24 protein-coding genes are annotated in these 23,812 nt (G+C 56.9%); 17 read left to right on the forward strand and 7 right to left on the reverse strand.

Annotated features, from left to right (window positions below; genetic code table 11):
* Nucleotides 1-49 precede the first annotated feature (49 nt).
* Nucleotides 50-1,243, reverse strand: coding sequence for a multidrug effflux MFS transporter (locus tag GG681_RS09250; RefSeq protein ID WP_153547384.1), 1,194 nt, complete (start codon nucleotides 1,241-1,243; stop codon nucleotides 50-52).
* A 258-nt stretch (nucleotides 1,244-1,501) separates the two neighbouring features.
* On the opposite strand from GG681_RS09250, the gene GG681_RS09255 reads away from it, so the two are divergent.
* From GG681_RS09255 to GG681_RS09270, 5 genes are all read left to right on the forward strand, one after another.
* Complete coding sequence (locus GG681_RS09255) at nucleotides 1,502-3,034, forward strand: acyl-CoA carboxylase subunit beta (protein WP_153547386.1); 1,533 nt, start codon at nucleotides 1,502-1,504, stop codon at nucleotides 3,032-3,034.
* A gap of 89 nt (nucleotides 3,035-3,123) precedes the next feature.
* Nucleotides 3,124-3,498, forward strand: coding sequence for a hypothetical protein (locus tag GG681_RS09260; RefSeq protein ID WP_153547388.1), 375 nt, complete (start codon nucleotides 3,124-3,126; stop codon nucleotides 3,496-3,498).
* 328 nt (nucleotides 3,499-3,826) lie between these two features.
* Nucleotides 3,827-4,171, forward strand: coding sequence for a DUF6497 family protein (locus GG681_RS09265; protein ID WP_328593324.1), 345 nt, complete (start codon nucleotides 3,827-3,829; stop codon nucleotides 4,169-4,171).
* Nucleotides 4,172-4,385: 214 nt separating this feature from the next.
* Nucleotides 4,386-4,526, forward strand: a complete 141-nt coding sequence (locus GG681_RS17705) for a hypothetical protein (RefSeq protein WP_194287169.1) — start codon at nucleotides 4,386-4,388, stop codon at nucleotides 4,524-4,526.
* 69 nt (nucleotides 4,527-4,595) lie between these two features.
* Nucleotides 4,596-4,952 carry a hypothetical protein gene (locus tag GG681_RS09270; RefSeq protein ID WP_153547399.1) on the forward strand — a complete coding sequence of 119 codons (357 nt, stop codon included), beginning with the start codon at nucleotides 4,596-4,598 and terminating at the stop codon, nucleotides 4,950-4,952.
* Nucleotides 4,953-5,032: 80 nt separating this feature from the next.
* Here GG681_RS09270 and GG681_RS09275 read toward each other — a convergent pair whose 3' ends face one another.
* Entirely contained in the window at nucleotides 5,033-6,187 is a 1,155-nt protein-coding gene (locus tag GG681_RS09275; protein ID WP_153547401.1) for a DcaP family trimeric outer membrane transporter, read from the reverse strand.
* A gap of 548 nt (nucleotides 6,188-6,735) precedes the next feature.
* On the opposite strand from GG681_RS09275, the gene GG681_RS09280 reads away from it, so the two are divergent.
* The 3 genes from GG681_RS09280 (at nucleotide 6,736) to GG681_RS09290 (ending at nucleotide 9,909) form a co-directional block, all read left to right on the forward strand.
* Nucleotides 6,736-6,924, forward strand: a complete 189-nt coding sequence (locus GG681_RS09280) for a hypothetical protein (protein WP_153547778.1) — start codon at nucleotides 6,736-6,738, stop codon at nucleotides 6,922-6,924.
* Nucleotides 6,925-7,031: 107 nt separating this feature from the next.
* Nucleotides 7,032-9,062 (forward strand): acetyl-CoA carboxylase biotin carboxylase subunit, encoded by a 2,031-nt coding sequence (locus GG681_RS09285; RefSeq protein ID WP_153547403.1) that lies wholly within the window; start codon nucleotides 7,032-7,034, stop codon nucleotides 9,060-9,062.
* A gap of 262 nt (nucleotides 9,063-9,324) precedes the next feature.
* The gene (locus tag GG681_RS09290) at nucleotides 9,325-9,909 is read left to right on the forward strand and encodes a hypothetical protein (protein WP_153547405.1); all 585 of its coding nucleotides are present in this window, start codon (nucleotides 9,325-9,327) and stop codon (nucleotides 9,907-9,909) included.
* A gap of 1 nt (nucleotide 9,910) precedes the next feature.
* On the opposite strand, the gene GG681_RS09295 is transcribed toward GG681_RS09290, so the two are convergent.
* Nucleotides 9,911-10,252, reverse strand: coding sequence for a DUF4174 domain-containing protein (locus GG681_RS09295; RefSeq protein ID WP_328593325.1), 342 nt, complete (start codon nucleotides 10,250-10,252; stop codon nucleotides 9,911-9,913).
* Nucleotides 10,253-10,544: 292 nt separating this feature from the next.
* Between GG681_RS09295 and GG681_RS09300 the strand changes: the two genes are divergently transcribed.
* The 5 genes from GG681_RS09300 to GG681_RS09320 all read left to right on the forward strand — a co-directional run bounded on the left by GG681_RS09300 (nucleotide 10,545) and on the right by GG681_RS09320 (nucleotide 16,207).
* The gene (locus tag GG681_RS09300) at nucleotides 10,545-11,477 is read left to right on the forward strand and encodes a hypothetical protein (protein WP_153547410.1); all 933 of its coding nucleotides are present in this window, start codon (nucleotides 10,545-10,547) and stop codon (nucleotides 11,475-11,477) included.
* Nucleotides 11,443-13,575: a methylmalonyl-CoA mutase gene (gene scpA, locus GG681_RS09305; RefSeq protein WP_153547412.1), complete on the forward strand. Its 2,133-nt coding sequence runs from the start codon at nucleotides 11,443-11,445 to the stop codon at nucleotides 13,573-13,575. Before GG681_RS09300 ends, scpA begins: the two co-directional genes overlap by 35 nt.
* 226 nt (nucleotides 13,576-13,801) lie before the next feature.
* Nucleotides 13,802-14,413, forward strand: a complete 612-nt coding sequence (locus GG681_RS09310; protein WP_235899833.1) for a VOC family protein — start codon at nucleotides 13,802-13,804, stop codon at nucleotides 14,411-14,413.
* Nucleotides 14,414-14,505: 92 nt separating this feature from the next.
* Nucleotides 14,506-15,204, forward strand: a complete 699-nt coding sequence (locus GG681_RS09315) for a TerB family tellurite resistance protein (RefSeq protein WP_153547414.1) — start codon at nucleotides 14,506-14,508, stop codon at nucleotides 15,202-15,204.
* Nucleotides 15,170-16,207, forward strand: a complete 1,038-nt coding sequence (locus tag GG681_RS09320) for an endonuclease/exonuclease/phosphatase family protein (protein WP_235899834.1) — start codon at nucleotides 15,170-15,172, stop codon at nucleotides 16,205-16,207. Before GG681_RS09315 ends, GG681_RS09320 begins: the two co-directional genes overlap by 35 nt.
* A gap of 143 nt (nucleotides 16,208-16,350) precedes the next feature.
* On the opposite strand, the gene GG681_RS09325 is transcribed toward GG681_RS09320, so the two are convergent.
* A complete protein-coding gene (locus GG681_RS09325) occupies nucleotides 16,351-17,232 on the reverse strand; it encodes a LysR substrate-binding domain-containing protein (protein ID WP_153547416.1) in 882 nt (293 codons plus the stop codon).
* 124 nt (nucleotides 17,233-17,356) lie between these two features.
* Here GG681_RS09325 and GG681_RS09330 point away from each other — a divergent pair, with 124 nt between their 5' ends.
* Entirely contained in the window at nucleotides 17,357-17,593 is a 237-nt protein-coding gene (locus GG681_RS09330) for a DUF1127 domain-containing protein (RefSeq protein ID WP_153547418.1), read from the forward strand.
* A gap of 103 nt (nucleotides 17,594-17,696) precedes the next feature.
* On the forward strand, nucleotides 17,697-18,122 hold the full coding sequence (locus GG681_RS09335; protein WP_153547420.1) for a hypothetical protein: 426 nt from the start codon (nucleotides 17,697-17,699) through the stop codon (nucleotides 18,120-18,122).
* An 82-nt stretch (nucleotides 18,123-18,204) separates the two neighbouring features.
* On the opposite strand, the gene GG681_RS09340 is transcribed toward GG681_RS09335, so the two are convergent.
* From GG681_RS09340 to GG681_RS09350, 3 genes are all read right to left on the reverse strand, one after another.
* On the reverse strand, nucleotides 18,205-19,746 hold the full coding sequence (locus GG681_RS09340; RefSeq protein WP_153547422.1) for a Ppx/GppA family phosphatase: 1,542 nt from the start codon (nucleotides 19,744-19,746) through the stop codon (nucleotides 18,205-18,207).
* 186 nt (nucleotides 19,747-19,932) lie between these two features.
* Nucleotides 19,933-20,610, reverse strand: coding sequence for an HdaA/DnaA family protein (locus GG681_RS09345; protein WP_153547424.1), 678 nt, complete (start codon nucleotides 20,608-20,610; stop codon nucleotides 19,933-19,935).
* A 15-nt stretch (nucleotides 20,611-20,625) separates the two neighbouring features.
* Complete coding sequence (locus GG681_RS09350; protein ID WP_153547426.1) at nucleotides 20,626-21,744, reverse strand: AI-2E family transporter; 1,119 nt, start codon at nucleotides 21,742-21,744, stop codon at nucleotides 20,626-20,628.
* Nucleotides 21,745-22,003: 259 nt separating this feature from the next.
* On the opposite strand from GG681_RS09350, the gene GG681_RS09355 reads away from it, so the two are divergent.
* Nucleotides 22,004-23,077 (forward strand): DUF262 domain-containing protein, encoded by a 1,074-nt coding sequence (locus GG681_RS09355; RefSeq protein ID WP_153547428.1) that lies wholly within the window; start codon nucleotides 22,004-22,006, stop codon nucleotides 23,075-23,077.
* Nucleotides 23,078-23,776, forward strand: coding sequence for an MAE_28990/MAE_18760 family HEPN-like nuclease (locus tag GG681_RS09360; RefSeq protein WP_153547430.1), 699 nt, complete (start codon nucleotides 23,078-23,080; stop codon nucleotides 23,774-23,776).
* Nucleotides 23,777-23,812 lie beyond the last annotated feature (36 nt).

Raw genomic sequence — 23,812 nt, forward strand, 5'->3', positions numbered from 1 at the left:
TATATTTGCAAACTTGCTGATGCAACCCAAGCTTAGGTTGCAGATGGGGTTATGCAACAAGGCTCAGGGCGCGTTCACGTCGTATTACCCAGATTATGGCCAGAACGCCTGCAAATGCCGTGACGCACATGATCAACAAAAGCGGCAGCGGGCTTGAACCTGCAACAAGCACACGCCCGGCCAATGCAGCCAACGCAGCGCCGACCCCAATCATCACCGCGCCCGACAGGCCGGATGCGCTGCCTGCGAGATGGGGGCGTACCGAAATAGCGCCCGCGGTTGCGTTTGGAATGCACATGCCATTGCCCAGCCCAACAAAAACCATCAGCCCAAAGAAGGTGTAGACGGTGGCGTCGCCGTGCATCACCAACACCAGTGAGGCCAGGCCGCCAAAAAGATTGGTCAGACAGCCAAGCATGATCATCCGGTTCAGCCCGATGTATCGGGAAAATCGCCCGGCCATAAAATTGCCGATGAAATAGCCCACCGCAGGTGCAGACATCATCCAGCCCAGCATCTTGGTATCAAGCCCGTAGATATCAATCCCAACAAAAGACGCGCCGCCGAGGTAAGCAAAGAAGGTCCCTGACGACAGACCCGATGCAAGCGCATACCCCCAGAACCGCGGTGCGCGCAGCAGTTCACCATATTCGCGAAACTGCTCAAACAGGCTTAGCCCGCTTTTTTGTTTGGTCTCGCCAAAATCCAGATAGGTCAGCGCCAGCGCGCCCGCGCCCAGCACCAAAAGTACCCAGAAGCTTGCGACCCAATCAAACCTGTCATCAATCCAACCACCAATTGCAGGGCTGAACATCGGCACCAGCGCCATGCCCATAGTGACATAGGCGATGCGGCTGGCGGCCTGTTCGGTGTCATAGATATCGCGCACCGCTGCACGGCTCAGCGCCAGCGAGGTGGCAACAACCGCTTGGCCCATGCGGAAAAACAGAAAGGATCCGGCGGTTGGGGCAAGAATGCATCCCAATGTCATCAGCACAAAGATGAAAAGGCTCCACAGCAGGATCGGGCGGCGTCCCCATTTATCAGACACCGGTCCGATCACCATTTGCACCACCGCACTCAGCGCCAGATAGAGCGAGATCGACAATTGAATCACCCGGTATTCCACCCCAAATTCATTTGCCATATTCGACAGCGACGGGATGAAAATATTCATGTTCAGCGCCGCAATCCCTGACAGCAGGATGAGCGTGACAATATGAGGGGGCGTTCTGGCGGGCATATTGGCTCGTGGTTGTGTTTAACAAGGTAAATAGTGTAGGAGCACTGTGCAGGCGTTATAGTTGACTTGGCAAGATAAATCACTGTGCTTTGCCGCGCAGGACCCTGTGGAATAATGGGGTGTTATTTATAGATAATTTGCAGTTATTCAAATTAGCTGGACGACTTCGCGAACTATTTGCAAATTTGCCAGTTTTGTCTTTGGTCTGGCAAGCCTCCCGTCTATGGTCCTTGGAAGATTGTAGGAGGGACACGGGCCATGAAAGACATTCTTGCTGAGTTGGAAGATCGCCGTTCTGAGGCGCGCCTTGGGGGCGGACAGAAACGGATCGACGCCCAGCATGGTCGCGGCAAACTGACCGCGCGCGAACGTATTGAATTGCTGCTGGACGCAGACAGCTTTGAAGAGTTCGACATGTTCGTGTCGCACCGCTGTACCGATTTTGGCATGGAAGACAATCAGCCCGCAGGTGACGGTGTGATCACCGGCTGGGGCACCATCAATGGCCGTCAGGTCTATGTCTTCAGCCAGGACTTCACCGTTCTTGGCGGTTCGGTTTCCGCCACCCATGCGCAGAAGATCTGCAAGATCCAGGATATGGCGGTACAAAACGGTGCGCCGATCATTGGTCTGAATGACTCTGGCGGGGCGCGTATTCAGGAAGGTGTTGACGCGCTTGCGGGTTATGCGGAAATCTTCCAACGCAACATTATGGCGTCTGGCGTTGTGCCGCAGATTTCTGTGATCATGGGCCCCTGTGCCGGTGGTGCGGTTTATTCGCCTGCGATGACCGACTTCATCTTTATGGTCAAAGACACATCCTACATGTTCGTCACTGGTCCGGATGTTGTAAAAACCGTCACCAATGAGGTTGTCACCGCCGAAGAGCTTGGCGGCGCGTCGACCCACACTAAAAAATCTTCTGTTGCAGATGGGGCCTTTGAAAACGACGTCGAAGCCCTGGCCGAAGTGCGCCGTCTGGTCGACTTCCTGCCGCTCAACAACCGTGAAAAAGCACCGGTGCGCCCGTTCTTTGATGAACCCGCCCGCATTGAGACCAGCCTTGATACGCTGATCCCGGACAACCCGAACCAGCCCTACGACATGAAAGAGCTGATTCATAAGGTTGCCGACGAAGGTGATTTCTACGAGATCCAGGAAGACTACGCTGGCAATATCATCACCGGCTTCATCCGTCTCGAAGGTCAGACCGTGGGTGTGGTTGCCAACCAGCCAATGGTGCTCGCAGGCTGCCTTGATATCGACAGCTCCCGCAAGGCTGCGCGTTTTGTGCGCTTCTGCGACTGTTTTGAAATCCCGATCCTTACCCTTGTTGATGTTCCTGGCTTCCTGCCGGGCACCAGCCAGGAATATGGCGGCGTGATCAAACACGGTGCAAAGCTTCTGTTTGCCTATGGCGAAGCCACGGTGCCAAAAGTGACCCTGATCACCCGTAAGGCCTATGGCGGCGCTTATGACGTTATGGCGTCCAAGCACCTGCGCGGTGATTTCAACTACGCTTGGCCCACTGCGGAAATCGCGGTGATGGGGGCCAAAGGCGCAACCGAGATCATCCACCGTGCTGATCTGGGGGATGCGGATAAGATCGCGGCCCATACCGCAGACTATGAAGACCGTTTTGCCAACCCGTTTGTGGCAGCAGAGCGTGGCTTCATCGATGAGGTGATCCAGCCGAAATCCACCCGCCGCCGTGTTGCCCGCGCGTTTGCGAGCCTTCGCAATAAGAAGCTCGAAAACCCGTGGAAGAAACACGACAACATTCCGCTCTGAGCGGCGTGAATCTGAGGCGGCTTGCTGTGCTGGCCGCCTCCCAGTTCTCCCAGAGCGATCCTTCCTGCTTTAAGTTGGGCTAAACCCGCATGACCCGTAAACCCTGGCATATCCACCGTACAGATAAGGCGCTCACCCTGAGCCGCCTGTCGCCTGCACGGTTTGATATCGTCGCCGATGGCGCGCTGCCTACCGGTGATCCGCTGCGCTATGCGCATCAGATCCGTCAGGACATGTGGCGGCTGTTGCAGGGGGTGCGCGGCTTTGCGCCCGTGGTGGAGCTGCGGGCGCATGACGGCGGCTGGCAGGTGCGGGCTGGCGGCGCAGTCAATGGCGTTGTGCCACCCAATGCGGCGGCCACTGTGGCAGAGCTTTTGCAAAATCAATCCAAGCGCGCCCGTTGGATCGCCCAGGCCAATCGTTCGAATCAGTTTTCGAATCAGGGAAAGGAGGACAACCAATGATGTATTCGCAATGTCATGTTTTTGTTACCTATCCCATTGATCGCAAAGGTACTATCAACCTATGCGGTACTTCCGTCCTGGGTGAGGGGACTACCGTAAAAACACGTAAAAATCTGTGGCGAGTCGTCACAGTGTTTGACAATACATACGAATCACGGCCATGATCACGCTACGCCATAACAGCATAGCGCGCGCGGCCAGCGCAGCGCCTGCAGCCCCGGCTGGAGGAGGCCCTATTGCAGGGTGCCGGGGCTGCGGTTTTACTCTTACCGCAGTGGCGTTTCTTACCACTTTTGGTTGTTTGCCTTCCGCAAGCGCGCAGCCGCTTGTGCTGGCGAATGCCCCCGTTGATCAGCTTGCCGTTCCTTCGGCGCAGCCGGTGTATCTGCATGAGGTTCTTGCGGATGAGGCTCCGGGCGATCTGTGGCTTAGATTTCGTTTTGTTGCACCTGACCTGCCTGCGGGCGCTCAGGCCGCTGCAGAGGCTGATATGGCGCATCTGTGCGCGAGCGTGGCATTGCCCTATCTGAGCGACCATGCGCTGCATCCGGAGCGCATTGCCATCTCTCTTGCGGATCGCGCGGTGCCATTTGGCGAGATTGCGCCGGAAGCCACGCAGTATTTTGAGCTGTTCAGCAGCGCAAATGCCACCTGCATATGGGAGGCATTTTGATGGGACCTCAATATCTTGGGCATAGGGAGAGCTTTAGGCAGTTTTTTGCGGCTTTGCCGTCACAGGCGTGTCGAGCGGTGATGCGGGTATGTTTATTTTTAAACACCTCATGTAAGATCGCGCCGAGCATTGATGATTTTGCTCGCAATCGATTGTTGAGGCGTGCGGAACCTTTGGGCTTCGCCGGTTTCACAGAAGTTACCAGGAGACTGAAATGTCCAAGAGCATCAAACTGTTCGCCCTTGTTGGCGTTCTTGCAGCCGTTGCCGCATGTGGCAGCCGTCAGGAAGAATTTGTCGTTGTCGAGCCCGAGCCCATCTCGCAAGAGCCGACATTCACCGGCAAATACAAATAAACCCTTCAGGGGTCCGGCCCTGCGGCCGGCCCCAGCCGCTCCGCGGGGTGCCGGACGAAAGGCACCACCATGCTAAAACACCGCGGATTCCCCGGCCGTCTGGCCGGCACTGATTTCCAATTCACAATTCGCCGCGCCAATCCAAAAGGCGCAACCCCTCTCACCACGCGTGAGCGCTTTCGCGATCGTAAACCGGCAGACCGCCGTGCCGATGCGGCTTTTATGCAGGCGTTGTGGGAACACTTTGGCGCAGAGCCGTTTGAACGTGGCAACCTCGACGCAGGCCGTCTGAGCTGGCTGTTTGGCCAAGAGGTTGTTGCGGTCGAAGAAGACTTTGATCCAACCGACTATGATGCGTTGCTGCAAATCGATGAGAATGCAGCGCGGATTGCCTTCCCGGAAATCTTTGACGGGAGTGCGATCTGATGCGGCAGCGGCAGACCCATATCCTACGGGCCTGCCGTGCTGTGGCGGCGCGCGATTTCGCGCGCCAGCCGGTTCTTTTATCAGAAGTTCAGCTGTGCCGAGAATTGGATGCGATCCGCATCAATGGTAGCACCGGTAGAGCTGGTGCGCTCCGCAAGGATGTATTCCGCCCCAAAACGCAGCTTATCAGTGGCGTTGTAAAACGCATTGATATGCAGAGTTTCCAGCTTGGTGTAATCCAGCGTGCCGGTGCTCGAGGCGAGGTCATAATCTTCCTGACCGTAGACCAGACCAACATTGATCTTGCTGCTCAGCTTCTGACGCAGCTCAACGGTGAAACCGTCGACGTCATTGGCTTGGTCGCCAATACCAGCCACCGCGGTGGAACCGCCTGCGTTCAGCAGGGGGGTGATGGCTTCACCGGTGACAAAGGTCGCCTGCAGTTTGCCGCCCGCCCAGGGGGTGATCGCACCAGAAAGGGTCACACCGCTCTGGTCGTATTCTTCACCACCAGCTTTGACGGTGCCAACCAGACCAGCAACTCGCAGCGAGCCCCGCTCGCCTTTGTATTCCGCAGCCGCGGTGATGGTGGGGTCGTCAGACGTCGCGTTGTTTTCTTCAAGCGAGAAGCTGTAAGACAGGTTACCCGAGGTGTTGCGGTAGCGAATTTGCGGTACACGGGCAAAGGTGATGCCTGCGGGGCCGCGGAATTCAACTGTGGCCGGGTAGTTGCCGATTGGCATGAAGTTGGTCCAGAAGCGGCCAATCAACCAATTGTCGCCAATGGTGATATTGGCGTGGCGCACCCGCAGCTCACCGGTGCTGCTGCTGCCGCCAAAGAGGTCAAGCTCAAGCTGGGTGCCAATGGTGCCGAAATCGCTGTCGGTCTTGGTGCGGATGCCCAGACGGGTCTGACGCGCGGTGGCGCCGAATTTGCCATCGGTTGCGTTGGCGGGCTCGCCAATGCGGGGAACGGTAACCAGGTCGCCCTGATCAAAATCGAAATCGTAAAAGAAATCAGCCTTGCCGTAGCCGTAGATATCAATGGTGGTCTTGCCGATTTGGAAATCACCAACATTTCCGGACGGGCCATTGCGATGGGTCTCCAGCGCTTCGACGCGAGCACGCAATGCTTGAAGCTCGGCCTCGGTGTTGGCATCCGCCAAAGCAACCGAACCGACGCAAGAAGCCAGTGCGCTGCCCAGAAGGACACCGCGTACAGTGTTGATTTTCATAGTATTTCTCCTCCATTGCATGATTTTTCATGCCAGAGAAAACTTTCCATACTCGATGGCCGAGGCGTAATCACGTTTTTGGCATCAAAGTTTATGAATATAACCAAACGTTTCAGCACCACGTCTGTATATGAACAAATGTTGCGTGCTGAATTGGGTAGAGGCCAGTTTTCGAACACGAAAATGGCTGTGCGCAATTCTTACGAATTCTTACCGCGCGATGCGTCAAACTATACTGTTCAGTCCGTTTGTTGCAAATTTGTCATGAAGGCGGATGAAAAATGTCACGCCGCAGTGAAGTCCGCCGTGCAAACCGATGACTTGATTGCGCTAACAGGGATTCGTAGCCTGGTTCGCAGCCCCGCATGGGCAAAGCTTCGCCCAGGTGTTTCACGCTTTGCGCAGAGATCTGCACAGATCCGGGGCAGGGGCCGCGCTGGCTTGTCTGCTCAGGGTCAAACTGCAACCTGCCTGCAAAACCGGGGCACACGCCCTGGCATGATGCAGAAAGGATCGACCCAGTGCATATCTTCCACACCCGTTTCAAACTGGCCGCGGCCCTCGCGGCAAGCCTTGCCATTTCGGCCTGTGGTGACACCACCGGCGAACAGGTTGCCATTGGCGCAGCCGCAGGCACCGTGGGTTCAGCCGTGCTGCAAGGCAACCTGCTCACCGGCGCAGCCGTGGGCGCAGCCGCAAATGTCATCTATTGTAAAGAATACCCGCGCCGCTGTTGAGGCGCTGCCGAACACCCGTACCATTCACATGAACTGCTTTGACGCCGCGCACCGTTCTTCGGGCGCGGCGTCTTTGCGTTCACAGCAAACGAGCCAGAGGAGAGCTGATGTTTGACAAGATCCTGATTGCCAACCGGGGGGAGATTGCCTGCCGAGTCATCAAGACCGCGCGTAAAATGGGAATCAAGACCGTCGCCATCTATTCAGACGCCGACAAACAGGCGCTGCATGTAGAGATGGCCGACGAGGCCGTTCATATCGGCCCGCCACCTGCAAACCAGTCCTACATTGTCATCGACAAAGTAATGGACGCGATCAAAGCCACCGGCGCACAGGCTGTGCATCCGGGCTATGGTTTCCTGTCTGAAAACTCCAAATTTGCCGAAGCTCTGGCAGATGCGGGTGTTGCTTTTGTTGGCCCCCCTGTGGGCGCAATCGAAAGCATGGGGGACAAGATTACCTCCAAAAAGATCGCGCAAGAGGCCGGTGTTTCCACCGTTCCCGGCTACATGGGCCTGATCGAAGACGCCGACGAAGCGGTCAAGATCTCTAACCAGATCGGCTATCCCGTGATGATCAAAGCCTCCGCTGGTGGTGGTGGTAAAGGCATGCGGATTGCTTGGAACGACGAAGAGGCCCGCGAAGGTTTCCAGTCGTCCAAGAACGAAGCGGCCAACTCCTTTGGTGATGACCGTATCTTCATCGAGAAATTCGTAACCCAGCCGCGCCACATCGAAATTCAGGTGCTGTGCGACAGCCACGGCAATGGTGTTTACCTCGGCGAGCGCGAATGCTCGATCCAGCGTCGGAACCAGAAAGTGGTCGAAGAAGCACCTTCGCCCTTCCTTGACGAAGAGACCCGTCGCGCCATGGGTGAACAGGCTGTGGCTCTGGCCAAGGCCGTGGGCTATGCCTCTGCGGGCACCGTGGAATTCATCGTCGACGGCGAGAAGAACTTCTACTTCCTCGAAATGAACACCCGCCTGCAGGTGGAACACCCCGTGACCGAACTGATCACCGGTGTTGACCTCGTAGAGCAGATGATCCGCGTCGCCGCTGGCAAAGAGCTGGGCATCACCCAGGATGATGTGAAACTTCAGGGTTGGGCGATTGAAAACCGTCTGTACGCCGAAGATCCCTATCGCAATTTCCTGCCGTCCATTGGCCGTCTGACCCGCTATCGTCCGCCAGCAGAAACCGCAGCCTACACCCCCGGCGTTCAGCCTGGTGATGCAGGTGATGTGGTGATCCGCAATGACACCGGTGTTTATGAAGGTGGGGAAATCTCCATGTTCTATGACCCGATGATCGCCAAGCTCTGCACCTGGGCCCCAACCCGCGACGCCGCGATTGAAGCGATGCGCGTGGCGCTTGACAGCTTTGAGGTCGAAGGCATCGGTCACAACCTGCCGTTCCTGGCGGCTGTTATGGATCACCCGAAATTTGTCTCGGGCGACATGACCACCGCATTCATTGCCGAGGAATATCCTGATGGCTTTGAAGGGGTAGAGCTGCCCGAAGCAGATCTGAAACGGATCGCAGCCTCTTGTGCCGCCATGCACCGCGTTGCCGAAATCCGCCGCACCAAAGTGTCGGGCCGGATGGACAACCACGAGCGCAAAGTGGGCGACGATTGGGTGGTAAGCCTGCAGGGCCAGACCTACCCGATGAGCATTCGCGCAGATCATGAGGGTTCTACCGTGTCCTTTGATGATGGCAGCACCATCCGGGTTGCCTCTGATTGGACACCGGGCGACCAGCTTGCCACGCTTGACACCAATGGTGATAAGCTGGTGATGAAGGTTGGCAAGATCACCCAGGGTTTCCGCGTGCGCAGCCGTGGCGCTGACCTCAAGGTGCATGTGCGCACCCCACGTCAGGCTGAACTTGCCGCGCTGATGCCGGAAAAACTGCCGCCAGACACCTCCAAGATGCTCTTGTGCCCAATGCCGGGTCTGATCGTTTCCGTTAACGTTGAAGTTGGCGCTGAAGTTCAGGAAGGCCAGGCGCTGTGCACCGTGGAAGCCATGAAAATGGAGAACATTCTGCGCGCAGAGAAAAAGGGTGTGGTAACTAAAATTAACGCGAGTGCAGGCGACAGCCTTGCGGTTGACGACGTTATCATGGAATTCGAATAAGAACATGACCTGCGCCGCGCCCTCTAACCCTTTGTCATCACGTGCTTTTTGCGCGTCGATGGTGCCTGGGCGCGCGGCGCAGTCTTCCAATTTGCGTCCGCCGCTGCGGTCGCGAAATCATTTACATCAAATTAGAGGTTTAACCCCCTGTAAACACTTGCCATTTACCTTTGAGAAATCCTTTGGTGGGCAAGGGAGTTTTTCGGGGCAAAGTGGGTGCCCCGATCCGTTAAATTGGAGGGGTGTTTTGCCTAGTAATTCCATGTCTCGGCCATTGGCCGGGGCCCGGCGCCGTGCGGCTGCACGCTGCCGAACCGCTGCGCATGCGCTGAGCCTGCGTAAATCGGCAAAGCGCGCGATCGGCGCAGGCCTGGCCTGTCTGATGGTTGCGGGCTGTGCCAGACAAAACGAAGAGGACGTCAGAACCCGAGTGTCCTCATGGATGAACCTGGGTGAAACCCTGTATTTCCATTCTCAACCCGGCTGTTCTGCCGCCGTGTTTGATCTGAAATCCACCCGGATTTCCTCAAAAGTCACCCGTGCGCGCACCTTGCAGACCGGCGTAAAGATGCTCGGCCGCGATGGTCCGGTGTTTTTTGACATCAAAGGGGAGACCCCCCATTCGGTGTCCGAGGCGATGATGAACGCCAATCTGCATCGCGGCATCGGCATGATCTCATCTGGTATCGCTGCCAAGAACTGTATGACAGAAACCTTGCAGACCTATTACCTGCGGGCGCTCTTGGACGAAAACGCTGACCTGGTTTACGACCCGCAGGAAAAGGCGATGATTGTGCTCGACGGTGAAAACCGCTGGCTGTTTTATGCGCGGGGGGATGGCAAGTGATCTACTCGCCCGCTCTTTCCTGTCGCCGCTCCTCGATCTCGCGCACGCGCATCGGCATTTTGTCGATGCTGCGGTTGAGCTCGCGGACGGTCCATGGGAAGGGCTTGCGCAGGATCACCGATCCATCCTTGCCAATCAGCACCAATTGGAAGCCACGTGGGCGCAATGTCCGGCGCAGCTCTGATCGTGCGGCTGGGTCTGTGTCGCTCAAAATCACCACATCCCGGTCCCGCAACGCCGACTCATTTTCGCGCAACCGCTCCAGCTGTTCCTGGAACCGCGGGTCCGCATCGGTGTCTGCAAACACCACGATGGGGCGTTTTTTCCATAAATATTCGCTCAAATTTGATTCAATACCCTCTAAAAATAGCTGGTCTTCGTTAGGGGTGCTGCCGTCGCTCGCCAAAGCGGATGTTGCGATAAAGGCAGTTAAAACAACGCATAATAGAGATCTCATGGCGCCTCCTGTTGATCTCAATATATGCCAGTATGGCCAAAATGCGATGGTTCATCGTCAATTGCCGCGAAAAAAACACATAGTCTTAACCAGTGCGGAAGGTTCTCGACGCCACTCTGTCAGCAGTTTCACAAGGCTTGCTGCTCTGACAGCCTCCGGCAGAAGGATCGGACCAACTATGAAAGTGTTTTTGCACGCGGGCGCGCATCGCTGCGCCACCACCACATTCCAGGAATATATGCGCCAGAACCGCGGCGTCACTGCCGTGCAGGGGGTGGGCTACTGGGGGCCGCAGGTCACCAGATCTGGCCTGTTCCAGGGCGTTCTTCCGGGGCCGCAGATCCTGCCTAAAACGGATCCGGCCAAACGTGCCAAGGGGCGCATCAAACTGAAACTCGCCTCCGAGCGCGCGTCAGGCTTTAGCCAGCTGGTGATTTCCGATGCAAACATTCTGGGCTCCATGCGCCAGAACCTGCATCTGGGCACGCTTTATGCGGATGTGGGGGAACGCATGTCGCGCTTTGCCAGCGCCTTTGCCGGTGAACTCACCGATGTTGTGGTCAATATCCGCGCGCTGGATCACTACTGGGCGTCAACGCTCACCTATGGGGTGGCCCGTGGCTTCCCGTTCCCCAATCAGGCCGGGCTGGAGCGTTATGCGCAATCCCAGCGCAGCTGGCGTGATGTGATCACCGACGTGGCAACCGCATTGCCCGGCGTGAACATCTGGGTGCAACCCTTTGAAATCTTTGGTGGCCGCCCGAATGCGCAGCTGGCCTCCATGACCCATATCCGCGCCCCGCGCGCCCATGCCCGCATCCGGCTCAACCGGTCGCCGCGGGTCGAGGAGCTTTCGACATATCTCCTGGATGAAGACGCCGCCAAACTGGGCGATCAATTTGGCATCTGGCGTCCGTTTAACGAGGAACAGACCGCGCTTCTGCGCGAAGCTTATGCCGATGACATGATGTGGCTGACAGGCGGTGCCGATGGGCTCGCCCAGATTGCCGAAGATAACCAAGACCAAGCGGAAGAATATCTAACATTCCGCAAAACACTGACACGAGGAAGGCCCAATGACCAAAACCAACGATTGGCGGGATCTGGCTGAAAAAGAGCTGCGCGGACGCCCGCTTGACGACCTGACCTGGGATACGCTCGAAGGCATCAAGGTCAAACCGCTTTATACAGCACAAGACACCGAGGAGCTCGATCATATGGGCTCCTTGCCGGGCTTTGGCCCGTTCACCCGTGGGGTAAAAGCCACCATGTATGCGGGCCGTCCCTGGACGATCCGTCAATACGCGGGCTTCTCCACGGCCGAAGAATCCAACGCATTTTACCGCCGCAACCTGGCCGCTGGTCAGCAGGGTGTTTCGGTCGCTTTTGACCTTGCGACCCACCGTGGCTACGACAGTGATCACCCCCGCGTAATGGGTGACGTTGGTAAGGCCGGCGTAGCAATCGATTCAGTTGAGGACATGAAGATCCTCTTTGATGGCATTCCGCTGGACAAAGTTTCGGTCTCCATGACCATGAACGGCGCGATCATCCCAATTCTTGCAAGCTTTATTGTGGCGGGCGAAGAGCAGGGCCATGACCGCTCGGTGCTGTCGGGCACGGTTCAAAACGACATCCTCAAAGAGTTCATGGTGCGCAACACCTATATCTACCCACCTGAACCTTCGATGAAGATCATCTCTGACATTATTGAATATACGTCAAACGAGATGCCCAAGTTCAACTCGATCTCGATTTCCGGCTACCACATGCAGGAAGCGGGCGCGAACCTGGTGCAGGAGCTGGCCTATACGCTGGCCGATGGTCGCGAATATGTGCGTGCCGCGCTGAATGCGGGCATGGACGTTGATAAATTCGCCGGTCGCCTCAGCTTCTTCTTTGCCATTGGCATGAACTTCTTCATGGAAGCGGCGAAACTGCGTGCGGCTCGTACGCTGTGGCACCGGGTGATGACCGAGTTTGACGCCAAATCCGAGCGTTCCAAAATGCTGCGCACCCACTGTCAGACCTCGGGCGTGTCCTTGCAGGAGCAAGACCCCTATAACAACGTGATCCGCACCGCCTATGAGGCGATGTCGGCGGCACTTGGTGGCACGCAATCGCTGCACACCAACGCGCTGGATGAAGCAATCGCGCTGCCAACGGATTTTTCGGCGCGGATTGCCCGCAACACCCAGATCATCTTGCAAGAAGAGACCGGTGTCACCAATGTCGTCGATCCGCTTGCGGGGTCTTACTATGTTGAAAGCCTCACCGATGAGCTGATCAACAAAGCCTGGGCCCTGATGGAAGAGGTCGAGGAAATGGGCGGCATGACCAAGGCTGTGGCCTCAGGCATGCCCAAGCTGCGTATCGAGGAAACCGCAGCACGTCGTCAGGCGATGATCGACCGCGGCGAAGAAGTCATCGTGGGGGTGAATAAATACAAGCTCGCCCAGGAAGATGAGATCGAAATCCTCGACGTGGACAATATGGCGGTGCGTGACAGCCAGATTGCCCGTCTGAAACAGATCCGCGAAACCCGCGATGAGGCTGCCTGCCAGGCCGCGCTCACCGAACTCACCCGCCGCGCCGTTGAAGGCGGCAACCTTCTTGATGCAGCAGTGGAAGCCGCCCGCGCGCGCGCTTCGGTTGGAGAAATCAGCATGGCAATGGAAAAAGAGTTTGGCCGCCACTCAGCCGAGGTGAAAACCCTCGCAGGTGTTTATGGCGCGGCATACGAGGGCGACGAAGGCTTTGCCGCCATTCAGAAATCCATCGAAGACTTCGCCGAAGAAGAGGGCCGCCGCCCGCGTCTTCTGGTGGTCAAGATGGGCCAGGACGGCCACGACCGCGGCGCCAAGGTGATTGCAACCGCCTTTGCTGACATCGGCTTTGACGTGGATGTTGGCCCGCTGTTCCAGACCCCTGAAGAAGCGGCGCAGGATGCGATCGACAATGACGTGCACGTTGTGGGGATTTCCTCGCAGGCGGCAGGTCACAAGACGCTGGCACCGCAGCTGGTGGGTGAGCTGAAAAAGCAGGGCGCTGGGGACATTATTGTAATCTGCGGCGGGGTGATCCCGCAGCAGGACTATGATTTCCTCTATAAATCTGGCGTAAAAGCGATCTTTGGCCCCGGTACCAATATCCCCGAGGCGGCGCAGGATATCCTGAAACTGATCCGCGAAGCGCGCGCTGATAAATAAAGCGGGGGAGGTTCTCCCGCACCCGCAGTTGTTGCCTTAGCAACAACTGACCGGCTTTGGGCCAGGCTCAGGAGGGTTCCCCTCCTGAGCCTGTTTCGCTTTTGCGGGGTGCAAAAGCGCGTGCGCCCAATTGCGCCGGATTGGCAAAAGCCTCTGCGCCGTTTGTTGGTAACGCTTGGCATTTCCAGCAAAATCCGCATGATCGCTCAAAACAGGAGCGCTGCAGATGTTGGAACTCGACCATCTGGTGGTGGCAGGGGAAAACCTGAATGCTGCCACCGCCCACATAGAAGAAGCACTGGGCGTGCCGATGCAGGCGGGCGGATCACATGCGGTGTTTGGCACCCATAATAGGCTGCTGCATCTGAGCGACGGGCTCTATCTGGAAGCCATTGCCAAAGAGCCGGGTATCACCCCAGAACAAAGCCCCTGCTGGTACGCGCTGGATCAATTCCAGGGTGATCCGTGTCTGTCGATTTGGGCCTGCCGCACCGCCAACCCGGATGGTGCCGCCGCACACTGGCCCGAGGCGGGCAGGCGGCTGCCTTTGGCGCGTGGGGCCTACCGCTGGCAGATGTTTGTGCCTGAAACTGGCGTCTTGCCCTATGACAACCTGTTTCCGGCGCTGCTGTCGTGGCAGGGGCCCCATCCCACCGCGGCGCTGACCCCACAGGGCTGCAGGCTTAAGCGGTTGATTATCACCCACCCGGACGCCGAGGCGCTGCGCCAGTGTCTGGCCCTAACAGATGCAGGCCTGGGCTACGCGCTGTGTTTTGAAACCGGGCAGGCCGGGCTTGGAGCTGAGATCGAGACACCCCACGGTCTGCGCCATCTTTAAACAGTGATGCGGGCAGGGCAGGCTTGGTGTTTTTACGCCTGTGCTCCGCTTTCAGCCCTGACAGCGCTCACATCAATGGATAAACTCACCCCATGTCACTTTGGAGTCGCATATCAGACGCGCTGTCAGCGCTCAGTCAGGGCGCAAGCCTGTCAGAGGTGTTTGACCAGCTGCGCACCCCGCCGGAACGCACCGTCGCCTTTGCCATTGCGGTGGTAGCGCTTGGGGCAAAAATGGCCAAAGCCGACGGCCAGGTCACCCGCGATGAGGTCACAGCCTTTCGCGAGGTCTTTCGCATTTCTGCCGCCGACGAGGCAGGCGCCGCCAAGGTTTTCAACCTCGCGCGGCAGGATGTAGCAGGCTACGAAGACTATGCCCGCCGCATTCACCGCATGTTTGCCCAAGACCCGGAAACGCTGTGCGATCTGATGGAGGGGCTGTTTCACATTGCCTTGGCGGATGGGTTTTATCACCCGGGTGAAAATGCCTTCCTCGAAGAGGTCAGCCGCATTTTTGGCCAGACGCCACAGCAGTTTATGGCGCTGCGCGCGCGCTTTGTGCCCGATGCCCCAAATGACCCCTATGTGGTGCTCGGGGTCAGCCCGGATATGGAACACGCCGAGATCCGCAAACACTGGCGCAGGCTTGTGCGCGAAACCCACCCGGATGCGATGCTTGCACGTGGCGTGCCCGAAGAGGCGGTGCGCCTGGCTGAAAAAAAGATGATCGACATCAACCGTGCCTGGGATCAAATCAATGGCTGTAAATCACATGCGCCAGGCCACCTATAGACTGGCCACCTATAATGTTGAATGGTTTGCCTCTCTCTTTGATGATGAAGATCAGCTGATCCTGGATGACAAACCGTCAGGCCGCTATGGGGTGACACGGCGCGCGCAGGCAGAGGCGCTCAGACAGGTGTTTCAGGCGCTGGATGCGGATGCGATCCTGGTGGTTGAAGCCCCAAATACCGGCCATCAGCAACGCACGGTTCGGGCGCTGGAACATTTTGCACAATTCGCCAATCTGCGCACAAGCGCTGTGGCAATGGGCTTTGCCAATGACACCCAGCAAGAGATCGCGTTGCTGTATGATCCCGCCGTGCTCAGCGCGCGTCATACCCCACAATCCAGTTCTGACGCGCCGCAGTTTGATGGGGTGTTTGAGCTTGATCTTGATGTGGATGAGCAGGTGGATGAGGTGCGGTTTTCCAAACCACCGCTTGAGCTTGAGCTGACCAGCAAGAGCGGGCAGGTCCTGCATCTGATTGGCGCACATCTGAAATCCAAAGCGCCCCATGGCGCGCGCGACGCTGATGATGTGATGCGCATTTCCATTGCCAATCGGCGCAAACAGCTGGCGCAGGCGATCTGGCTCAGGCGGCGCATGAGCTGGCATCTGGAACTGGGTCACGATCTTTTGGTGATGGGGGATCTCAACGACGGGCCCGGGCTTGATGAATATGAGGCGCTGTTTGGGCGGTCTTCGGTTGAAATCATCATGGGGGAGGATCTGTATGATCCGCACGCGCAGATCCTGTGTCAGCCCCGGGCGCGGTCATTGCCCAGCACGGCGCGGTTTTTCGATCGCGACAATGAGCGCTATTTTGGCGCGCTCTTAGATTACATCATGGTGTCGCAGCGATTGCGCAATGCGCAGCCGCGCTGGCGGATCTGGCATCCGTTTGATGAGGCTACGATTTACCGCGACGCCGCATTGCGCGACGCATTGCTGCTGGCCTCTGATCATTTTCCGGTCACGCTTGATGTGCCCGCAACCGCGACGCTGCCCTGAATACAAATACGCCAGCGCAGGTGGGGGCGATGTGCTCCCGCCCGTCGCCTAAGCCCAGCTAAGCTACGCTTGCTCCCGTTGGGCGTGGCGCCGGGCGTTGCCCGGCGCGCCCCCAGCCGGGCGCTCACCCCAGATAATCTGCCTCAGCCGTGCTGTGCTTCGGTCTTCAGCCAGTCCAGAAACTGCTGTGCCGCCGCTGACGGCGGGCGCGGCAGCGCGGCCATAAACCCATCTTTGACGGTGACAAACCCCAATGGAGCCTCAAGCCGCCCCAGCTCCAGATCCTGTTGCGCCAGCCTGCGCTCGGTCAGCGCCATGCCCATGCCTGCGGCTGCGGCCTCCAGCGCCAGAATGTGATGCGGGTATTCGCGCAGCTCCGGGCTCAGAATGCGGCGCGCGGAGATCTCTTCCCAGACCGCCCAGGCCGAAGGCCCGCCGGTATGGCTAAAGCGCAGATCCACCCGCCAGTCCGCCCCGTCTTGGCTGATCGGATAGCCGGGCGCGGCCACCGGCCCGTATGACGCATCACCCAAAGGCATCAGATCAAACCCCGGCCCAACCGGCCCCCGCAGCCGGTCATAGCTGAGCAATATATCAAAGGCATCGCCGCCATAGCGCGGCCGCCCGTTCACCAGCCCCGACATGAGCAGCGTCAGCTCTACCTCGGGAAAGGCCGCATAAAATCGCGGCAATCGCGCAGTCAGCCAGCGGGTGGCAAAGGTCGCGCCCACCGCAATGCGCAGCTCTTCGCGCGCAGGCCCCGCCCGCAGCCGTTCGCTCACATCCATCAGATCAATAAGCACCGGTGCCACCGCCGCCTGTAGCGCTTCGCCGCGCGCGCTCAGCACCAGCCCGGTGCCTGCTTTGCGAAACAGATCCCCCCCCAGGTCTTCGCCCAGATGTTTGAGCTGCTTGCTGATTGCACTGTGGGTACGCCCCAGCTCTTCTGCGGCGGCCGTAACAGATCCAAGCCGGGCCGTGGCTTCAAAGGCGGGCAGGGCGGTCAGCGGGGGCAGGCGGCGCATAGTGTTCCTTTTTTTCACAAAGGCTGGTCGGAAAAGATGATTTTTTTCAACAACAGAAGCCCTTATATCGAGAGCATGAGACAGTTTCGTGACCAAAAGGAATGTAGCTCGAAAGGATAAAACCGTGGCTCAGATTATCCCCTTTCCCAGCCCCATCACATTGAACCCAACTGAATGCGCGCCGCAAAAGATCGCACACATCGGCGCGCAGGGCTGGATCAGCCAGATTGTGCAGCGCTACCGGTTCCGGCGTATGCTGGCGCGCGAATTGCTCCATGCACCGGATGCGGTGCTGTGGGACGCAGGCTGGAGCCGCAGCGCAGTAGAGCGTGAGCTCGCAAAACCGCTGTGGCGCGCCTAAACGCCTCAGGTCTGATGCGCTTTTTATGCTCTGTTCCCCTTACAGGGCTGGGGGCACTGCTTATATTAACGGTATCATTCGGTATTTTGTGAGGGCAGGTCCCATGCGCATCTCTCGTTTCGCGTCCCATCGAAAAAACAGCACGCTTCTGGTCAGTTCTGCACTTGCCGTGATGCTCGCGCTTTCTGCGCCCGTCACGGCTGAACCCATCACCTCCGAGCCGCGCGCCGAAGAGGGCGGATCCCTGATGCAGCGCGGCATGGATCTGTTTTTCAAAGGGCTGCAGGAAGAAATGGCGCCCACGCTCAACGATTTTCAGATGCTCGTTGAACAAATCGGCCCCTCGATGGGGGAATTCCTGTCCTATATGGGGCCCGCGCTTGCCGATATTGTCAGCCGGGTTGAGGATTGGAGCGCCTATGAGCTGCCGGAAATGCTGCCCAATGGCGATATTATCATCCGCAAAAAGATCAAGCCGGGCGTGATCCCCGAAGGTGGGCCAGACGCAAACGGCCAGATCGAACTCTGATCAGCCCAGTCACAGATAGCTGCCCAGCAGATCCGCCCGCAACAGACCCCAGCCCATAGGGCGGGGCGCGCGGTGGGCCGGGCTAGCGGTGAATATGCACCTGCGATTGCGCCTCAAGCGTATTACACAGGGATTTCAGCCGCGCCTCTGCCACTTCGCTAAACAGCGGTGCGGTTTCCTGCGACAGTTCCAGGTGCAACAGCTTCTTGCGTGGCTGCCAGCGCAGCTCACCCAGCTCGCCCAGTTCGCTCACCATCAACATCGCCCCCAGCCGCATGGCCTTGCCCAGAACTTCGGCCTCGCGCTGGCTTTTTTGATCCAATAGATCAAACAGTTCGCGAAACCGTGCATCCTGACGCCGGTTGCTGTAACGATACATCAGCGCCAGCCCCACATAGACCCGTTCCGAATGGCGCAAACCGCCAAGATTGGCGCGGGTGGCGTTTTCAAAACACAGTTCGGCGCGATAATCCGGATGGGCACGCCAGCTCACATCATGCAGCAGGCAGGCCGCTTTGATCAGACGACGCTTGGCGTCATCCGCCCGGCCAAACAACGGCAGCACAAAATTATAAAGCTTCAGGCCAAACCCAGGCAGGCGCGCATCTTTGGCTTCGGCAAAACGGCAGGCTTCAATCAGCGGATCGCGATCTTTCAGCTGCTGCGGCATCTTTTCAAACAACATGCCTTCACGAATGCCATAGCTGGAAATCGCGATGTCACGCGGCCTGAAGGTTTTCACCAGCCGCGCCAGCACTTCTGACGCGTAGGGCACCAGCGACATGCGCGTATTGGAAATGCCACAGGCCTGACGCAGGGCTTGCAGATCCGCCTCTTCAATGAATTTTGCGGTGGCCTGCACCGCCTGAACCGACATGCGGTATTCGTGCTGCACCTTCAACGGGTAGCCGCGCCGCTCCATATCGATGCGGGCAATGGCGCGCCAGCTGCCGCCAACCATAAACATCCGATCGCGTTGGGGGCCCATTTCCTCTTTGAGGTTTTCCACCACCTCACGAATATGGATCTTGCGCCCGCGTTTGCCGCCTTTGATTTCACGCAGCTTCAGGGGCCCCAGATGCGATGTCACCCGCTGGCCCACGGTATTGTCCTGAATTTCCGCAAGCTCCATGGAAGAGCCGCCAATATCACAGACCAGCCCATAGGCACCGGGCCAGCCCAGCAAAACCCCCTGCGCCGACAATCGCGCCTCTTCCGGGCCATCAATGATGTGGATCACCAGACCGGTCTCGCGCAGCACCTCTTCGCAGAACTCGGCACCATCTTTGGCATCACGTACCGCTGCGGTGGCAACCACCGTCAGATGCGGCAGCTGCATCCCATCCGCAAGATGTTTGAACCGGCGCATCGCCGCCAGCGCCCGCACGCGCCCCGTCGGGTTCAGGTGGCCGGTTTCTGACAGGCCAGCCCCCAGCGCGCACATGATCTTTTCGTTAAAGAAATACGCAGGGCTACGTGCCGCGCCGTCGAATACCACCATCCGAACCGAGTTCGAGCCGACATCGACCACGCCAACCCGAGACAGGGCGCGTACGCTTGGATCTTGAAACAAAGGCTGACCAAAGCCACCCCAATCGGCCACAATATCAGAGCTTTCGTTCATCGGAATCTCAGTCGCTGCTCATCTAAGTTGGTGCTCACGCTAGCGTGACGCCGGTTAAAAAGCTACCGTGAAGGTGCTGGAAAGCCAGACAAAAGTGATCTAGCGGCTGGGCATATCATCGCAGCCCGCGCCTATCGGAAAACTGGTTTCATCTGCGCGGGCGTCTTGCACCTCATGCTGTTTCTCTCAGGCGGCGCTCAACTCCGCCAGCACCCGCACAGCAAGCGGCCGGGTCAGGCTGCGTTTTTCTGCCAAAGACAGCTGGTCAAGCTGTTCCACGATTTTTGCAGCGGTGGCAAAGGTGCGATCCATATGCGCCACCAGATAGGGGATCACGTCGGGCTTTGGCGCAATCTGGCGGTCGTTGAACAGCTTTGCCAGCACCACCGCCAGCAGCGCATCATCGGGTGCCTCGAGCGACGCATGCGTTGCCGCCTGCACCCGGCTTTGCAGATCCGGCAAGCTGAGCCCCCACAGATTGGGCGCGGCGCGGCCCGTCATCATCAATGGATGCCCCGCCGCCAGCACCAGATTGTGCAGGTGAAACAGCGCTTCCTGTGCGTCGGGATCCAGCGCAATATCGGGCACATCTTCGACCACCACCGGGCCTTCCGACAGCATCGGCAGATCCTCATGGGGCAGGGCATGCGCGGGGATGATCCAGGCCCCTGACTGGCGCGCCCATACATGGGCCAGATGGGTTTTGCCCGCGCCTTTTGGTCCGGTCAGCACCAGTTTGCCCGAGGGCCAGTGAAACGCAGGATCCAACAGCGCCACCGCCATCGCATTGGACGGCGCAATAAAGAAATCCTCCCGCTCCAGCGCAGGTTTTGACGGCAGATCAAAGCTTAGCTGCTGGGCCATTCAGCCCTCATTCGTTCAAATCTCATCGTCATCGCGCCGCAGCGTCACCCCGCGATACAGCCGACTGTTGAGATATTGCTCGGTCAAAAACCGCGCAACCACGCCAAGCGCTGCGGCAATCGGCACCGCAACCAACATGCCGACAAACCCAAACAATGCGCCAAACACCGACAAGGCCAGCAAAAGCCACACGGGATGCAGCCCCACCGAATTGCCCACCAGTTTCGGAGTGAGATAGTTGCCTTCAACCACTTGGCCCGCAACAAAAATCGCCACCACGATGCCTATTCTGAACCAATCGGTCGCATAGGTCACCGTGTCGCCATCCACAACCTCAACCGCGCTCCAATATTGAAACAGCGCCAGCCCAATCGCCAGCGCGCCCCCAATCAGCGATCCCAGATAGGGAATAAAGGTCACAAGCCCGGCAACAAATCCCACCGCCAGACCAAAGTTCAGCCCAACCACCATCAAGGCCACCGCATAATAGCTGCCAAGGATCAGACAGACGGTGCCCATGCCACGAATGAACGAGGCCAGCACCGCATCAATATCGCTCATCAGCTTGCGAATGATCGGCGCATGATCGCGCGGCAGCAGCTCATCGATGCGCGCAATCATCCGGTCCCAGTCCAAAAGAAGATAGACCGCCACAACCGGCACAATCACCAAAAGCACCAGCACATTGAGCAAAGACACCGCCGATCCCAGCGCGGTTTCCAAAATGACCACGGATTTGTCGCGCAGCGTGGTGCTGAGCGTCGCCAGCAGCTCATGCAGGCGGCTTTGTTCATCAAACAGCTGCGGCACATGTTCCTTGGCAAACTCGCGCAGATTGGCAAAGACCTCAGGCAACACCCGCACCAGGTCAATAAGCTGGCCGAGCAGGGCAGGCAGCACCATCGTGAGCATCAACACAAACACCAGCCCCGCACCCACGGTGATGGTGGCGGTCGCACCAGTGCGGCTCATGCCGAGGTCTTCCAGCCGGTCGGCCACCGGATCAATCAGATAGGCAATCGCCGCGCCAAGGATAAACGGTAACAGCACATCTCCCAGCGCCCACATCACCACCGCAAACACCAGCGCGGCAAGACCCCAATACTGAAACTGTTTTTTCGCAGGCAAGGCCATGGCGGCTCCTTTGGTCACATGGGCTTATGTTCTCCATGACCTAGGCACGGGTTGCAAGCTCTGCAATCACAGCCGCCGTGGATAAGCCGGGGACAGAGTGGGTTTTTCTGGGGATGGGGTGAGATTAGGCCACCCAGCCCGCCATAGGCGGGCAGCGCCTGACTGTCGCAACTTTTGATATGACCGTGGTCTTGGACTACCCTCATGGGTTGGGTACTATGGCAACAATCCAATAACCAAAGAAACAGTAGGTTCTATTTTGGCAAGCGAAGAAATACTTGAGGTAGAAAAAGATACGGATACCCCTGATCCGGACGCAACCTACCCCCCCGATAGAGATGTTGTGACGCAAAACTACGATCTTGTGGTGGGTTCACTGATGGATCAAATCGAAAATAGCGATATTATTCTGCGTCCATCGTTTCAAAGGGGGTATGTATGGAGCAATGCAATGGCCTCTAAACTAATTGAGTCAGTTATGCTCAATGTCCCTATTCCCCCTTGCTACCTTTCTCAAAATGAAGATTTTGAGCTTGATGTTATTGATGGTCAGCAGAGATTGGAATCAATTCACAGATTTATGGACAATCAGTTTGCATTATCATCGCTTGCAATAGCGAAAGAGTTCAATGGATTTCGTTTTCACAAGTTACCTACGAAAATACAAAGACAGATAAAAACGCATACAATTCGATGTGTGATGATAACAAATAAATCTCATCCAGATGTCAAGTTTGATATTTTTGAAAGGTTGAACTCCAATACGTCTACTTTGAATGCACAGGAGCTCAGAAATTGCCTGTATCGTGGTGATTTTAATGATTTGCTAAAAAGTATTGCCTCTCGAGAAAGTTGGTTGAAAATCCTCGGTCGCAAAAAGGCAGATAAGAGAATGAGAGGAGAGGAAACGATACTAAGATATTTCGCGATTCAAGAACTAGGGCTGGATACCTATCGAACACCTCTAAAGAATTGGTTGAATGATGCTGCGGCAGCTGGGAGTAAAATGACCCCGGATCAAATTGCAGATTTTGATAAAAAATGGGAGAATATGCTTGCTGTAGCTAGTTGCCTGTTTTCTGCAGACGAGTGTTTTCGAAGACCGGCAAGTAAGGCAGTCAATAAGTCCCTTTTTGACCTGGTTTCTCACACCGCTAGCAGGATTAGTATGGAAAAAGCTATAGCGAACCGGAGTAGAATTAGAGACGACTATTTTGATATACTAAAGGAGACGGATTTCGAAGATCTGATTTCGCGAGCGGTGGATCATAAAAGACGCATGCAGCAAAGGTTTGATTTGTGGGAAGATAAGTTTTCTTGGGTGTTTAAATAGGTGTCTCGCTATACGGTTGCCTACTCGGCATTTTTGGAGCGACTTGATGAAGTGGATAGGCTCTTAAAGATGGCCGTAAGGTTTGAACGTGATAACGCATTGGCCAATGCTCCGGAGATCGATGCATTGTGTCGAGGAGCGGTTGTTCTGCTTTCGAGTCATATGGAGGGATTCGTAAAAGAAATAGGGGAGCTGGTTTTGACTAGGATATATTCACAAAAAGTATGTAGGTCGGATGTGTCCAATCTGGTTTCATATCATGCGTCGCGTGATATTATTTCTGAAATTCGGGACACTTCAAACGCTGAGAGTATCTCAGACAAGATTATCGGACTGTTTGAACGTGATTTGAATCTTTGGGAGCAGAACGGACCATTCCCTGATCCTATACCTGAGGATAGATTTAATAAGAGTTTCTCTTCGCCTTCTTTCAATAAGGTTTCCTCCTACATGAATAGATTCGGATATAGTTTGTTTAAACGAGATTTGAAGGCGACACTGAAAGGAGATTATTTGCCGTGCCGGAACATGGTAGATCACGTTGTTGATGTTAGAAACAAGATTGCTCATGGTGATCCATCGGTTTCGAAAACACCTAGTGATCTCTTCGAAGCAGTTCAGACCATAAAGACGTTTTGCAGGGCCACTGACGATGTAGTGGCTGGATGGTGTAAACTCAATATTTGTAGCATACGTTGATTCGATTCTGCTCGGGCACCGCCCCTGTCACCCGTC

It is taken from the genome of Tritonibacter aquimaris, from assembly GCF_009617595.1.
GTDB lineage: Bacteria > Pseudomonadota > Alphaproteobacteria > Rhodobacterales > Rhodobacteraceae > Epibacterium > Epibacterium aquimaris.